Here is a 13,322-nt window from a genome sequence, read left to right on the forward strand (position 1 = left end):
CAAAAAAATGAGATCAGAGGGATCTGTGAAGAAGTTATTTTTAATGCTGTTGTTGGTATTGCCGCTGACGGCCCGTAGTGAGATCACAACACAGGTCTCGTGTTTCCGTTCGCTGGAAGGTAAAAACATCAATTTCGAATTCAGAACCTATTACGACTCGGTTACCCAATGGAGCGGCACTGGGGTTAGGTATAGCAAGTCGAAGAAGGCCATTTCTCTAGTCCATCGAAGCACCGAGCAAGAAATCCTGGCAGAGGATCGGCCCTATCAATTCACGACAACTTGGGTGGAAGTTTCCGAGGGGGCGCTGACGGGTGAGTATGAGATGGTCCGTCAGGGTGCTCGGATCTATGGGATGACCTATACGAATTACAAATCCGGTAAGAAATATTCGTTCGATCAAGATATCAGCATGGAGGCGTCACCAGAGACAGGCTGTCAGTGGTGAGTCGAGATTATCGAGAAAGGGGACTCAACGTCCCCTTTCTCTTTCTGTGGTCCCTTTATGCCTTAGCCCGATGCTCCGCCGGATTCGGCGAATCGATATGATCCAGCGCTCGCTCCACCAACAACTGCACCCCATCCGCCATTCTGCTGAGCGCCAGGGCGACTGAGCGGCGGGTGCCTTCGATGTCATCGGCCAGGTCGGCGGCGATGGCGCTGATGGACTTCAGGTCTTCGGAGGCGTTGGCCAGGAGGGCTTCGGTGTCGATGTCGGGGGAGACGGTGAAGAGTTTGCCTTTGCGCTTGGGTTTTTCGTTGGGTGGCGGGGCGAAATGGTGGTCGAGGGCGCGTTCGGCGGCTTCGTGGAGTTTTCTGGAATCGAAGGATTCGTAGGGGGATGTGGCTGGGTTTTCTGGGGGATTCGGTGTTGGCTTGATCATAGATGTTAACTTCCTGGAGTTAAGAGGCTGACACCGTTTCTCTTTGCACTTCGAAAGGGGTGGCAGCTGTGCGTTGGTGTGCAAGACCGGTCCAGGTGCCCGGCAGACCCGAAGGTCTCCGACGCACAGCCGCCATAACGATCCGCGAGCATAGGAAAACGCTCGATGAATTGCCACCAACGATTGTGCACCTGAATCGGACTTGCACGTCCGAGTCACCGATTTTGCGGTGACGAACAGAGGTTATCGGTGATGGCCAAAGTCGCCTAGTTCATGAACAGCCCGGCGTTTTGAAGGAAATGTCCGAGTGGTTTGAGGGCATTAAGATCAAAAGATCGCAGCCTTCGGCAGCTCCTACAGGAATGTGTTTCTTTAGGTGTAGGTCGGGTCCCTTAGAATGAAGTGCAAAGCGTGACTTGGTGGTCATCATGCGGGAAAAGCTGTTCATCTTCTTCTAACGTAACCCGACAGTGGCGTTCTGGCTTGAAGCGGCTACACTGCGCCGGCCGTTCATTTTTCTTTTGAGGCTGTGCGCATGAAATTTCGTTTTCTTCTGTGGATGCTGGGTTTGTTGATGGGTAAGGCCAGTCGGACTAATCCTGCGTTTCAGCAGCAGTTGGGTGACAAGGCGTTGGTGTTTCAGCTACAGACCCTGGACGGGAAGGTGGCGCGGCATTTCTTTGTGAAGGACCAGCGCATCACCAGCAAGTCAGGCGTGTATGCCGAGCCGGCGTTTGCGATTGCGTTTAAGGATGCGGCGTATGGCTTTGCCACGATGCAGGCAAAGAACAAGCAGTTGGCGTTTATGACGGGGATTCAGGACAAGTCGATTCAGATCAAGGGCAACCCGGCGCTGGTGATCTGGTTTCAGGGGTTGACCAAGTATTTGAAGCCTAGGAAGGCGAAGGTGGCAGCTAAGGTTTGAGGCTTTCGATCAAGTCTGTGGTGAGGGGGCTTGCTCCCGCTGGGCTGCGAAGCGGCCCTGAAATCTGAGACCTCGGTTGTTTCTGACACACCGCGTTGGCTGGGTTGCGACTGCTGCGCAGTCGAGCGGGAGCAAGCTCCCTCGCATAGGGGTTGGTGTATTTCAGATAGATCGGGGTGGATTCATCGCGGGCAAGCCCGCTCCCACAGGGATCGCCTAAATCCTGTGGGAGCGAGGCTTGCCCGCGATGCTTTTAGGCCTGGCTAAATTGCGAAGCCAGTTCACGCAGCAGCACTTCAGCCTCAAGCACTTTGCTGACAACGTCGTTGGCTTTGTCGCGAGTCAGGCCAACGCGCTCCAGCAAGGCATCCGGAATGTCTTCATCCGGACCCGAACCAATCCCGCGACTACGCAGCAAACGCACGGCCAAACATACGAGGTTCGGGTATTCGGCGTAATCACCGTCATAGCTCGGGTCGTGCTGGAAGCGCAACGCGGTGGCCAGTTCTTCGGGCATGTCCCAGTAGCGCATCAGCCATGAGCCGATCTGTTCGCGGCTGATGCCCAGCAGGTGTTGTTCCACGTAGCTGTGGCACAAGTGCGGGTTGACCTCCAGGTGGCGGCAGATCAGCGAGAAGTGCGGCGGGAAGACGTGGGCCAGTAGCAGGTAGCCGAAGTTGTGCAGCAGGCCGGCGAGGTAGGTCAGGCCGGCTTCCGGGCGCTGGGCGCGGGGCATGGCGCGGGTCAGGCCTTCGATGACAGCGGCGGTGTAGATCGATTGCTGCCAGTACGGCGTGGTGTGTTGCGGGTGGTCTTTGGGCAGGCTCAGGGTTTTGCCCAGGGCCAGGCCCAGCGCCAGGTTGATCACCAGGTCGAAACCGAGCACCCGGACGATGGCGTCTTCCACTGAACGAATCTTGCCCGGCGAGGCGTAGTACGGCGACGCTGCCCAGCTGACGACTTGTGCGGCCAGGGCCGGGTCGGTTTCGACGACGCCGGTGATGTCGTCGATGGTGGCGTTGGGGTCGACCCGCAGTTTGATGATTTTCTGCGCGGTTTCGGCCAGCGGCGGAATCTCGATGGTCTCTTCCAGACGTTGCTGGATGCGCCGCGCGGTGAACACCTGGACGGCCTGGGTGATTTCCTGGCGGTCATCGTCGGGGCGGTCGAGGTTCGGGCGGATGCTGTTCACGGCTTCGCCGAAATTGCCGGCGCTGGCCTTGGTGAGCATGGTTTTGAAATCTTCGCTGGTGATTTCCAGCAGCACGCCCGGCTCGCCCGAGTTGATCAGCAACTTCGGTTCGCGCAGCAGGCTTTCTTCGTACAGGCACGGTGAGCTGGTGAGCGCCGGCAGGCCGGGCAACAGGCTCAGGCTGTGTTTGCCGAGCATTTTTACCAGGCGTTCGGTGGATACAGCGGTCAACCGGCGGCCGGTGAGTTCGGCGAGGCGATTGAGGTCGAGCAGTTGGCTTTGCGGAAACAGCACCATGAGCGCGCCGACGGCATCATCCAGCAAAACCGCCTGCACTTTGCGTGCGGGGTTCAGGCCGTGATGGTCGAGGACTTCCTGGTAGGCGATGCCCAGCTTGCCGAGCAGCAGCCGAATAACAGACGGAGCGTGCGGGGTTTCGGGGGCGAGGGCAGCTTCTGTCATGGTCTGTATCCGTTTTCAAACAATTGCGGGAGTATAACCAGCTTGTTTAAGGCCAGGGTCCAGAAACTGCGACAGTGCTCACACTTGGCCGTATTGCTGCCCATGGCGCAGCCAGCGGTCGAGCAGCGGGCTGACGTGATCCGGCCAACGCTCGAGCAAGGCCTGGGCGGCGTCGCGCACGGCAGGCAGTAAATCGGCGTCGCGCATCAGGTCCGCGACCTTGAATTGCAGCAGGCCGGTCTGGCGTGTGCCGAGCATTTCGCCGGGGCCGCGCAGTTCGAGGTCTTTTTCGGCGATGACAAAACCGTCGTTGGTTTCGCGCATGATGCCCAGCCGCTGACGACCGATCTGCGACAGCGGTGGATGGTAAAGCAGCACGCAATGGCTGACGGCGCTGCCCCGGCCGACGCGGCCTCGCAGTTGGTGCAGTTGCGCGAGCCCGAGACGCTCGGGGTTTTCGATGATCATCAGGCTGGCGTTGGGCACGTCGACGCCGACTTCGATCACGGTGGTGGCGACCAGCAGTTGCAGGTTGCCGGCCTTGAATTCGCCCATCACTGCGGCTTTCTCGGCAGGCTTCATGCGGCCGTGGATCAGCCCGACCTTCAACTCGCCGAGGGCGGCGGTGAGGTCTTCATAAGTCGTTTCGGCGGCCTGACAGGTCAGCTCTTCAGATTCTTCGATCAGCGTGCACACCCAATAGGCCTGACGGCCTTCGGCGCAGGCGCCGCGCACCCGTTCGATCACTTCGACGCGCCGGGTGTCGGTGACCAGCACCGTGTTCACCGGGGTACGGCCAGGCGGCAGTTCGTCGAGGATTGAGGTGTCGAGGTCGGCGTAGGCGCTCATGGCCAGCGTCCGTGGAATCGGCGTGGCGGTCATGATCAGTTGGTGCGGACACATTCGCCCGCCGACGCCTTTCTGTCGCAATGCCAGACGCTGCTGCACGCCGAAGCGGTGTTGCTCGTCGATGATCGCCAGCGCCAGGTTCTTGAATTGCACCTCTTCCTGAAACAGCGCATGGGTGCCGACCACCATTGGCGTGCCGTTGGCGATTTGCTCCAGCGCGGCTATGCGATTTTTACCCTTGAGCTTGCCGGCCAGCCACGCCACTTCAATGCCTAGCGGTTCGAGCCAGCGCTTGAACGTGATGAAGTGCTGCTCGGCGAGGATTTCAGTGGGCGCCATCAGTGCGACTTGGTAACCGGCCTCCAGCGCTTGCAGCGCGGCGAGGGCAGCGACCACGGTTTTGCCCGCGCCCACGTCGCCCTGAATCAGCCGCAACATGGGCTCATGCTGACTGAGGTCGTAAGCGATTTCATTGCCGACCCGTTGCTGGGCGCCGGTCGGGGTGAAACCGAGGTTGGCCAAATACTGAGTGGGCAGCTTGGTGGCTTTGGGCATGGCCGGCGCGCGCAGGGCACGCATGCTCTCGCGCAGGCGCTGCTGGGACAGTTGATGGGTCAGCAGCTCTTCAAAGGCCAAGCGGTGCTGGGCCCAGTGATGACCGAGGGCGAGCTCGTCGACGTCGGCATCGGCGGGCGGGTGATGCAGGTAACGGATCGCATCGGCCAGCGGTGCCAGTTGATAGTCCCGGGCCAGTTCGGTCGGCAGCCAGTCGGGCAGGCTGCTGGGCCCGAGCAGGGTCAGGGTTTGCATGCACAGTTGGCGCAAACGCTGCTGGGTCAGGCCTTCGGTGAGCGGGTAGACCGGGGTCAGGGTTTCATCCACCGGCGGCGGCTCATCGCCGGTTATGGCGCGGTATTCCGGGTGGTAGATCTCCAGCCCCGACGCACCGGGCCGCGCTTCGCCGTAGCAGCGAATGCGCGTGCCACGCTTGAGGCCTTCTTTCTGGGCGTTGCTGAAATGGTAGAAGCGCAGACTGAGCCCGCCGGTGCCGTCCTGCAAACGGACAACCAGGCTGCGGCGCCGGCCCATGACCACGTCGGCACCGCTGACGGTGCCTTCGATCACGGCGTCTTGCCCGGGTCGCAAATGGCCGATCGGGACCACGCGAGTGCGGTCCTGATAACGCAGCGGCAAGTGGAACAGCACGTCCTGGAGATTTTCCAGGCCGACCTTGGCCAGCTTCTCGGCCATGGCTTCGCCGACACCCTTGAGTGCCGTCACCGACACTTGCGACAACTCGGTCATGGCAGCGACTTAACCGGCCACCACCGGCGCTGGCGGCTTGGCCACCGAGCACAGGCGAATGGAGTCGGCGAGAATTTCAATCGCCTTCGGCCGCGGGAAACTCGCGCGCCAGGCGATGGCCACGGTGCGGAACGGCACGGGCGCGCTCAGTGGGCGCACTTCAATCACGCCGGGAGCGTAGTGATGGCTGTCCACCGCCGACAGCGGCAGGATCGAAATACCCAGGCCGGACGCGACCATGTGGCGAATGGTTTCCAGCGAGCTGGATTCCACCGTGGTGTGTTTGGCGCCGTCGTTGCCTTTGGCCAGGGTCGGGCAGGCTTCCAGCACTTGATCGCGGAAGCAGTGGCCTTCGCCGAGCAGCAGCAGGCTCTTGTCGTTGAGCAGGGCGGCGTCGATGGATTCTTTTTGCGTCCACGGATGCTGAGCCGGCATCAGGACGTAGAACGGCTCGTCGTAGAGCTGCAAGGTCAGCACGTCGGCTTCGTTGAACGGCAGGGCGATGATGATTGCGTCGAGCTCGCCGTTGCGCAGTTTGTCGCGCAGCACGTGGGTGAAGTTTTCTTCGATGTACAACGGCATCTGCGGGGCGACCCGGTGCAGTTGTGGAATCAGGTGCGGGAACAGGTACGGGCCGACGGTGTAGATCGCGCCGACTTTGAGCGGGGCGGTCAGCTGGTTCTTGCCGGCCTGGGCCAGTTCGCGGATGCCTTGGGCCTGTTCCAGGACTTTCTGTGCCTGGGCGACAATGCCTTCACCGACCGGGGTCAGGCGCACGGCGCTCTTGCTGCGCTCGAAAATCAGCACACCGAGTTCGTCTTCAAGCTTTTTCACGCCTACCGACAGGGTCGGCTGGCTGACGTGGCAACGCTCGGCCGCGTGGCCGAAGTGCTGCTCTTGGGCGAGGGTAACGATGTAGCGTAATTCTGTGAGAGTCATAGCAAGCGTCCATGAAGTTGCGGGCCAAGCATACCGGCTGCAATCGATAGACGCACGTTATCAGACTGAGTGTGTCGAGTGACACTGGGCAATGCAGGTTTGCCGTTTCCAGATATGCAAAAAGGCACCTTTCGGTGCCTTTCATAGGTTTTGCAGTCGCCGAAGAACCTGTGGGAGCGGTGCCTTTAACGGCGGCGTTCCAGCGAGTAAACAAACGGTGCTACGATTTCGATGGAGCCGTTGTTCAGCATGTCGGCCGGTGGCTTGGGCAGCGGTTGGGCGCGGCGGATCATTTCCAGGGTGGCCCGGTCCAGATCGGCATTGCCGGAGCGGCCCACCAGTTCGAACGACAACACGTTACCTTCGGCATCCACCACAAAGCGCAGACGGTTCAAACCTTCCTTGCCGCGTTGCTGTGCGCTGGCCGGGTACTTTTTGTACTTGGCCAGGTGCGCGAGCAGTGTGCCTTGCCAGCTGGCCTTGGCCGCTTGTTGCGCGGGCGATGGGCCGGGTGCTGGTTGAGCGGATTTCTCCGTCGGTGCCTGAGTCGGTTGCGCGTCGCTCGGTTTTTCCTCGGAAGGTTTTTCCTTCGGCGGCTCCGGCTTTTTCTCCACAGGCTTGGGCGGTTGAGGCTTCGGCTTGGGTTTGACCGGCTTGGGCACGGCAATCTCGGCCTTCGGCGCTTCAGCGAGTTTCGGCAGCGGCAGTTCTTCCACCGGGGCCGGTGGCTGTGGCGGGGTGATCACCTTCGGCGGTGCGGGCGGTGGCGGGGCCGGAACCGGCGCCAGTTCGACCATCATCGCTTGCGGCGGCAGCTCGATCGGCGGGCGCGACGTCCAGTTCAGCGCCAGCGCAATGGCCAGCGCATGGACGCCCAGCACCACGGCCAGGCTCCCGCTGTAACGCGTCAGCTTTTGGCGCGTGTTGATCATTTCTTGGCTGCCGTCTCGAGTCCGACCAGGCCGACCTTCAGGTAACCGGCGGCGCGCAGGGCGTCCATCACGCCCATCAGGTCGCCGTAGTCCACGCCTTTATCGGCCTGGAAGAAGATCGTCGTGTCTTTCTTGCCCTTCGTCTTGGCGTCGAGTGTGGCGCCAAGGGTCTCGGCCTTCACTTCGTCTTCGCCGAGGAACAGGCGCTGGTCAGCTTTCACGCTGAGGAACACCGGTTTCTCTGGCCGCGGCGCCGGTTTGGCGGTGGAAGCAGGCAGGTCGACCTTGATGTCCACGGTGGCCAGCGGTGCCGCCACCATGAAGATGATCAACAGCACCAGCATCACGTCGATGAACGGCGTGACGTTGATTTCGTGGTTCTCGGCCAGATCGTCGTCTGCGCCTTCTTTCAAATGCAGGCCCATGGCCGATTACCCCACTTTCACCATGTGCGGTTGCGAGCTACTACGCTCGGCCGGCAGGTGGTCGAGATCGCGGCTGACCAGCAGCAGGACTTCTGCCGAGGCGTCGGACACTTGCGCCTTGTAACCGGCGATGGAGCGGGCGAAGACGTTGTAGATGACCACCGCAGGAATCGCTGCAACCAGGCCCAGCGCGGTTGCCAGCAGGGCTTCGGCGATGCCGGGCGCTACCACGGCGAGGTTGGTGGTCTGGGTTTTGGCGATGCCGATGAAGCTGTTCATGATGCCCCACACGGTGCCGAACAGACCGACGAACGGCGCGGTGGAACCGATGGTGGCGAGTACGCCGGGTGCCGCTGCTCATGTTGCGACCGCATGCAGGCGACCAGGCGCTCCAGGCGGAAGCTCACACGTTCCTTGATGCCTTCTTTCTCGCGGCTGTTGGCCGACAGGCGCATTTCTTCCAGCGCGTCGTGGACCAGCAGGTTGGCAAGGGTGCCTTCCTTGGCCGCTGTCGCGCTGGCTTCTTTAAGGGTGGCGGCTTTTTTCAGGTGAGCGATTTCAGTGCGCAGGCGACGCTTGGCGCCCATCAGCTCGAAGCCCTTGGCGATCCAGATGGTCCAGGTGATGATCGAGGCTATGGCCAGGCCGATCATCACGATCTTCACGATGATGTCGGCGTTCTGGTACATGCCCCACGGCGATAGATCATGGGCCATGCCCAGCGAGTTGTCGGCTTCGAGGACTTCCGGTACATCAGCGGCGTCTACGGCCTGGACTGGATCGGTCGCGGCAGGCGCTACGGCTGGTGCGGCGGGTGTTTGAGCGGCAGCAGGCTGTGTGGCCGGCGCTTGTGCATCAGCGAATGCGGCGGTCGGCGCCAGCATCAGGCTGAGCAGCAGGGCGGCCACTGCGCTCCAGGCGCGAGGTCGTTTGGTTGGCGAAGCGGGGAATTGATTGGGTGTCATGCTGGCCGGACCTGAGAGGAAAAGACTGTAAGTGTTCTTCCAGGCCTCGTGAGGCCGAGAACAAAAGTGGCCTGCATTATTGCAAGTAATTCTTGTTAACAAAAGTAATAGAGTATCTTTTTTTCCTTCATTGCTAGCTGCTCATCCATTTCGGGCGCTAGTCTGTACCTTTCTTGAGGGAGTTTTCTGATGTCCGCGCCTTCTGTTTTGATCGCCGGCTGCGGTGATGTCGGCAGTCGTCTGGCCACGCAATTGCTGGCCGGGCACTGGCAGGTTTATGGTCTGCGCCGCAATGTGTCGCGCTTGCCTACGGGTGTGCTGGGCGTTGCAGGTGACTTGTTCAGTGCGCAATGCCCGGCTGACTGGCCGACCGCGACACTGGATTATCTGGTGTACAGCGCCGCTGCCACCGACCACGACGAGGCGGGCTACCGTGCGGCTTATGTCGAGGGTTTGCAGCATGTGTTGGGGTGGCTGAAACAGCATGGCCAGCAGCCAAAGCGCATTCTGTTTGTCTCCAGTAGCAGTGTTTACGGCCAGCAGGACGGTGAGTGGGTCGATGAAACCTCGCCGACGGTGGCGGGCGGTTACTCAGGGCGTTTGATGCTGGAAGCCGAGCAAGTAGCGCGCGATAGTGGAATCCCGGCCAGCATCGTGCGTCTGACCGGCATTTATGGTCCGGGTCGAGAGTGGCTGCTGACTCAGGTTCGTCGCGGTTATCGCGTGGCGATCGATCCCCCGTTGTACGCCAATCGCATTCACGTCGATGACGCGGCGGGGTTGTTGGCGTTTCTGCTTGAGGCGGATCGGCGTGGAGTGGCGCTGGATGATGCCTATATAGGCGTCGATGATGCGCCCGCGCCAATGGCGGAGGTGGTGGGCTGGTTGCGTGAGTTCCTGGGCGTGACCGAATGGGCCGATGACGCCAGTGTGCGTCGTGCCGGCAGCAAGCGTTGCAGCAATGCTCGGGCGAAGGCGTTGGGCTGGATGCCGAAGTATTCGAGTTTCCGCGAGGGCTATGCCGCGATTCTTGAAGGTCGCTGCTGACTTCCAGTTACCCCTAAACAACTAATGTGGGAGCCTGCTCGCTCCCACATGGGTTTTGCGTTGGCCTTAGGGTCGGGTTACTGCTTCTTGAGCAACCATTTGCGCTCGCCGGGGGCAAACTGCGGCATCTCGTCCGCCAGGGCGGTGTTCACGGCCTGAAAGAGCTCCAGTTCCTTGCCTTTGCGGGCGAAGATCCAGGTATTGCCCTGGCCATTGAGTTGCAGCCAGATGTTGTCGTTGCCGATGCTCATCGATGCGCAATCGCCGGTCAGGCACAGGGCGTAACGGTCGGCGCCGGGCAGGCCGGACACTTGGCCGTCGGCCTGAAACTGCACAGTGCCACCTTCGCCTGGGCCGTTGATGATTTTCCAGCTGCCGCCCATGTAAGCCGAGTACAGCGCACGCTCAAAGCTGGCACCGATCGGTGCCCCGTCCGGGACCGGGATCTGGGCGCGGTCGAAAAGCTGTTCTGGTTCGTTTTCGCTGGCGACTTGGTGCAGTTGCTTGCCATCACGCTTCAGCTCGCTGGCGGAGCTGCCATAAAAGTCGACTTTCCAGGCGCCGGACTCTTCGCCCAGCAGCTTGCCTTCGACATTTTCAAAACCATTGGTATAGCGGGCCTGACCGGCTCTGGTGTTGACGTCCCATTCCAGGTTCGGGCCATAGGCCTGGAGCGCTTCACGCAGGGAACCGCCTTCGGATGCCGCATCGATCGCCGCCTGATTGATCCAGGTGCCGCTGATGTCACGGTCGGCAGGGTTGCTGGCACAACCGCCCAAGAGAAGGGCGACCAGCGAGAGAGCTAGCGCTTTGCGCATGGTGGAATCCTTTCAGAACGAAATCGGCGCAACCTCTGGGGCCGCGCCGGACGTATTACTCGATGACCAGAATGGCATCCATTTCAACCTGCGAACCCTTTGGCAGGGCTGCTACGCCGATGGCGGCGCGGGCTGGGTAAGGTTGGTCGAAGTATTTGCCCATGATCTCGTTGACCTTGGCGAAGTGGCTCAGGTCGGTGAGGAAGATGTTCAGTTTGACGATGTCCTTGAACGAACCACCGGCCGCTTCAGCCACGGCTTTGAGGTTCTCGAACACCTGGACGGTCTGGGCTTCGAAGCCTTCAACCAGTTCCATGGTTTTTGGGTCCAGAGGAATCTGACCCGACATGTAAACGGTGTTGCCAGCCTTGATCGCCTGGGAGTAAGTACCGATGGCGGCCGGGGCCTTGTCGCTGTTGATAACGGTCTTGGTCATGTATGACTCCTTGTGAAGGGTGGGCTACGCGCGCATGCGGGTGATGCGGATCACCCCGGTCAAGGCGCGCAGTTTCTTGATCACGCGGGCCAGATGCACACGGTCGTGCACACTGACCACCAGTTGGACCACGCTGATACGACCGTCGCGTTCGTCCATGCTGATTTTTTCGATATTGCCGTCGGCCGCGTTGACACTGCTGGCCAGCAGGGCGATCAGGCCGCGCTGGTGTTCCAGTTCGACGCGCAGCTCGACATTGAATTCACCGGTGACATCCTTGGCCCACGAGAGCTGGATGCATTTTTCCGGGTTGTGGCGGATTTCGCTGATGTTGCGGCAGTTGTCCAGGTGCACCACCATGCCTTTGCCCGCGGAGAGGTGACCGACAATCGGGTCGCCCGGGATCGGTGTGCAGCACTTGGCGTAACTGAGCACCAGGCCTTCGGTGCCACGAATCGCCAGCGGGCCTTCCGGGCTCGGCAGCTGTTCGCCTTCGCCGAGCAAGCGGCGGGCGACCACGTAAGCCATGCGATTGCCCAGGCCGATGTCTTCGAGCAGGTCTTCGATCAATTCGAGGCGGTACTCGTGGAGCATCAACTGCACGCGCTCGGCCGGGATTTTTTCCAGCGAGCTGTCGAAGCCGTTGAGCACCTTGTTCAGCAGGCGTTCGCCGAGGCTGATGGATTCGGAGCGGCGTTGCAGTTTCAATGCATGGCGGATGTGGGTCCGCGCCTTGCCGGTGACCACGAAGTTGAGCCAGGCCGGGTTCGGCCGCGCGCCCGGAGCGCTGACGATCTCGACCGTGGAGCCGCTTTGCAGCGGTTCGGACAGCGGCGCGAGACGACGGTTGATCCGGCAGGCAATGCAGCTGTTGCCCACGTCGGTGTGTACCGCGTAAGCGAAGTCGACCGCCGTGGAGCCTTTGGGCAGCTCCATGATCCGGCCTTTGGGTGTGAACACGTAGACCTCGTCCGGGAACAGGTCGATCTTCACGCTCTCGATGAATTCCAGCGAGTTGCCGGCCCGTTGCTGCATCTCCAGCACGCCTTTGACCCACTGGCGGGCGCGGGCGTGAGTGCCTTTGGGCTGCTCGTCGCCGCTGGATTTGTACAGCCAATGGGCGGCGATGCCGTTGTTGGCCATCTCTTCCATTTCACGGGTGCGGATCTGAATCTCGATCGGTACACCGTGCATGCCGAACAGCGTGGTGTGCAGCGACTGGTAGCCGTTGGCCTTGGGGATCGCGATGTAGTCCTTGAAACGCCCCGGCAACGGTTTGTACAAATTGTGTACAGCACCCAGCACGCGGTAGCAGGTATCGACCTTGTCGACGATGATCCGGAACGCGTACACGTCCATGATCTCGTTGAAGGCTCGACGCTTGCCGCGCATTTTTTTGTAGATGCCGTAGAGGTGTTTCTGACGACCGCTGACCTCGCCCTGGATGCCATCGATGGCGAGGCAGTGGCTGAGGGACTCTTCGATCTTGTTGACGATTTCCTTGCGGTTGCCCCGGGCGCGTTTGACCGCCTGGTTGATCCGCGCGGAACGCATCGGGTGCATGGCCTTGAAGCCGAGGTCTTCGAATTCTATGCGGATGGCGTGCATGCCCAGCCGGTTGGCGATGGGCGCATAGATTTCCAGGGTTTCCTTGGCGATCCGCCGGCGCTTTTCGCCGGATAGCACTTCCAGGGTGCGCATGTTATGCAGGCGGTCGGCCAGCTTGACCAGGATCACGCGAATATCGCGGGCCATGGCCATGGCCATTTTCTGGAAGTTTTCGGCCTGGGCTTCGGCTTTGGTCTCGAAGTTCATCTGGGTCAGTTTGCTGACCCCGTCGACCAGTTCGGCCACGGTTTCGCCGAACTGCGCTTGCAGCGCTTCCTTGGCAATACCGGTGTCTTCGATCACGTCATGCAGCATGGCCGCCATCAGGCTCTGATGGTCCATATGCATGTCGGCAAGAATATTTGCAACCGCGAGTGGGTGCGTGACGTACGCCTCACCGCTGCGGCGGCGTTGGCCGTCGTGGGCTTGTTCGGCGTAGAAGTACGCTCGGCGGACCAGATTGACCTGGTCCTTGCCGAGGTAGGTCGATAAGCGATCGGCGAGGGCGTCTATGCTCGGCATGATAATTCCTGCC

General features: G+C 60.9%; 12 protein-coding genes and 1 pseudogene. 3 read left to right on the forward strand and 10 right to left on the reverse strand.

What is annotated here, in order from left to right; genetic code table 11:
* Positions 1-43 precede the first annotated feature (43 nt).
* The gene (locus tag PSH65_RS00815; RefSeq protein ID WP_018927471.1) at positions 44-448 is read left to right on the forward strand and encodes a hypothetical protein; all 405 of its coding nucleotides are present in this window, start codon (positions 44-46) and stop codon (positions 446-448) included.
* 55 nt (positions 449-503) lie between these two features.
* Here PSH65_RS00815 and PSH65_RS00820 read toward each other — a convergent pair whose 3' ends face one another.
* Positions 504-884, reverse strand: coding sequence for a DUF6124 family protein (locus tag PSH65_RS00820; RefSeq protein ID WP_305424512.1), 381 nt, complete (start codon positions 882-884; stop codon positions 504-506).
* 535 nt (positions 885-1,419) lie between these two features.
* Between PSH65_RS00820 and PSH65_RS00825 the strand changes: the two genes are divergently transcribed.
* Positions 1,420-1,809 (forward strand): helicase, encoded by a 390-nt coding sequence (locus PSH65_RS00825; RefSeq protein ID WP_305424514.1) that lies wholly within the window; start codon positions 1,420-1,422, stop codon positions 1,807-1,809.
* Positions 1,810-2,062: 253 nt separating this feature from the next.
* On the opposite strand, the gene PSH65_RS00830 is transcribed toward PSH65_RS00825, so the two are convergent.
* From PSH65_RS00830 to exbB, 6 genes and pseudogenes are all read right to left on the reverse strand, one after another.
* Entirely contained in the window at positions 2,063-3,463 is a 1,401-nt protein-coding gene (locus tag PSH65_RS00830) for an aminoacyl-tRNA deacylase and HDOD domain-containing protein (protein ID WP_305424515.1), read from the reverse strand.
* Between the two features lie 78 nt (positions 3,464-3,541).
* Positions 3,542-5,617: an ATP-dependent DNA helicase RecG gene (gene recG, locus PSH65_RS00835; RefSeq protein ID WP_305424516.1), complete on the reverse strand. Its 2,076-nt coding sequence runs from the start codon at positions 5,615-5,617 to the stop codon at positions 3,542-3,544.
* A gap of 9 nt (positions 5,618-5,626) precedes the next feature.
* Positions 5,627-6,556, reverse strand: a complete 930-nt coding sequence (locus tag PSH65_RS00840) for a hydrogen peroxide-inducible genes activator (protein ID WP_008007618.1) — start codon at positions 6,554-6,556, stop codon at positions 5,627-5,629.
* A gap of 185 nt (positions 6,557-6,741) precedes the next feature.
* Positions 6,742-7,488 carry an energy transducer TonB gene (locus PSH65_RS00845; protein ID WP_008007617.1) on the reverse strand — a complete coding sequence of 249 codons (747 nt, stop codon included), beginning with the start codon at positions 7,486-7,488 and terminating at the stop codon, positions 6,742-6,744.
* The gene (exbD, locus tag PSH65_RS00850; RefSeq protein WP_305424517.1) at positions 7,485-7,913 is read right to left on the reverse strand and encodes a TonB system transport protein ExbD; all 429 of its coding nucleotides are present in this window, start codon (positions 7,911-7,913) and stop codon (positions 7,485-7,487) included. The genes PSH65_RS00845 and exbD overlap by 4 nt, the downstream gene beginning before the upstream one ends.
* Before the next feature lie 6 nt (positions 7,914-7,919).
* A pseudogene (exbB, locus tag PSH65_RS00855) lies at positions 7,920-8,878 on the reverse strand (tonB-system energizer ExbB).
* Between the two features lie 189 nt (positions 8,879-9,067).
* On the opposite strand from exbB, the gene PSH65_RS00860 reads away from it, so the two are divergent.
* Positions 9,068-9,925 (forward strand): SDR family oxidoreductase, encoded by an 858-nt coding sequence (locus PSH65_RS00860; RefSeq protein ID WP_305424518.1) that lies wholly within the window; start codon positions 9,068-9,070, stop codon positions 9,923-9,925.
* 77 nt (positions 9,926-10,002) lie between these two features.
* On the opposite strand, the gene PSH65_RS00865 is transcribed toward PSH65_RS00860, so the two are convergent.
* Genes PSH65_RS00865 through spoT form a run of 3 tightly spaced genes read right to left on the reverse strand, consistent with a single transcriptional unit; the run spans position 10,003 to position 13,309 of the window.
* Positions 10,003-10,743, reverse strand: coding sequence for a hypothetical protein (locus PSH65_RS00865; RefSeq protein ID WP_305424519.1), 741 nt, complete (start codon positions 10,741-10,743; stop codon positions 10,003-10,005).
* A gap of 55 nt (positions 10,744-10,798) precedes the next feature.
* Entirely contained in the window at positions 10,799-11,179 is a 381-nt protein-coding gene (locus tag PSH65_RS00870; RefSeq protein ID WP_003177257.1) for a RidA family protein, read from the reverse strand.
* A gap of 24 nt (positions 11,180-11,203) precedes the next feature.
* Complete coding sequence (gene spoT / locus PSH65_RS00875; protein ID WP_007894658.1) at positions 11,204-13,309, reverse strand: bifunctional GTP diphosphokinase/guanosine-3',5'-bis pyrophosphate 3'-pyrophosphohydrolase; 2,106 nt, start codon at positions 13,307-13,309, stop codon at positions 11,204-11,206.
* Positions 13,310-13,322: the final 13 nt, after the last annotated feature.

The organism is Pseudomonas sp. FP603, assembly GCF_030687415.1.
In the GTDB taxonomy this organism is placed as follows: Bacteria; Pseudomonadota; Gammaproteobacteria; order Pseudomonadales; family Pseudomonadaceae; genus Aquipseudomonas; species Aquipseudomonas wuhanensis.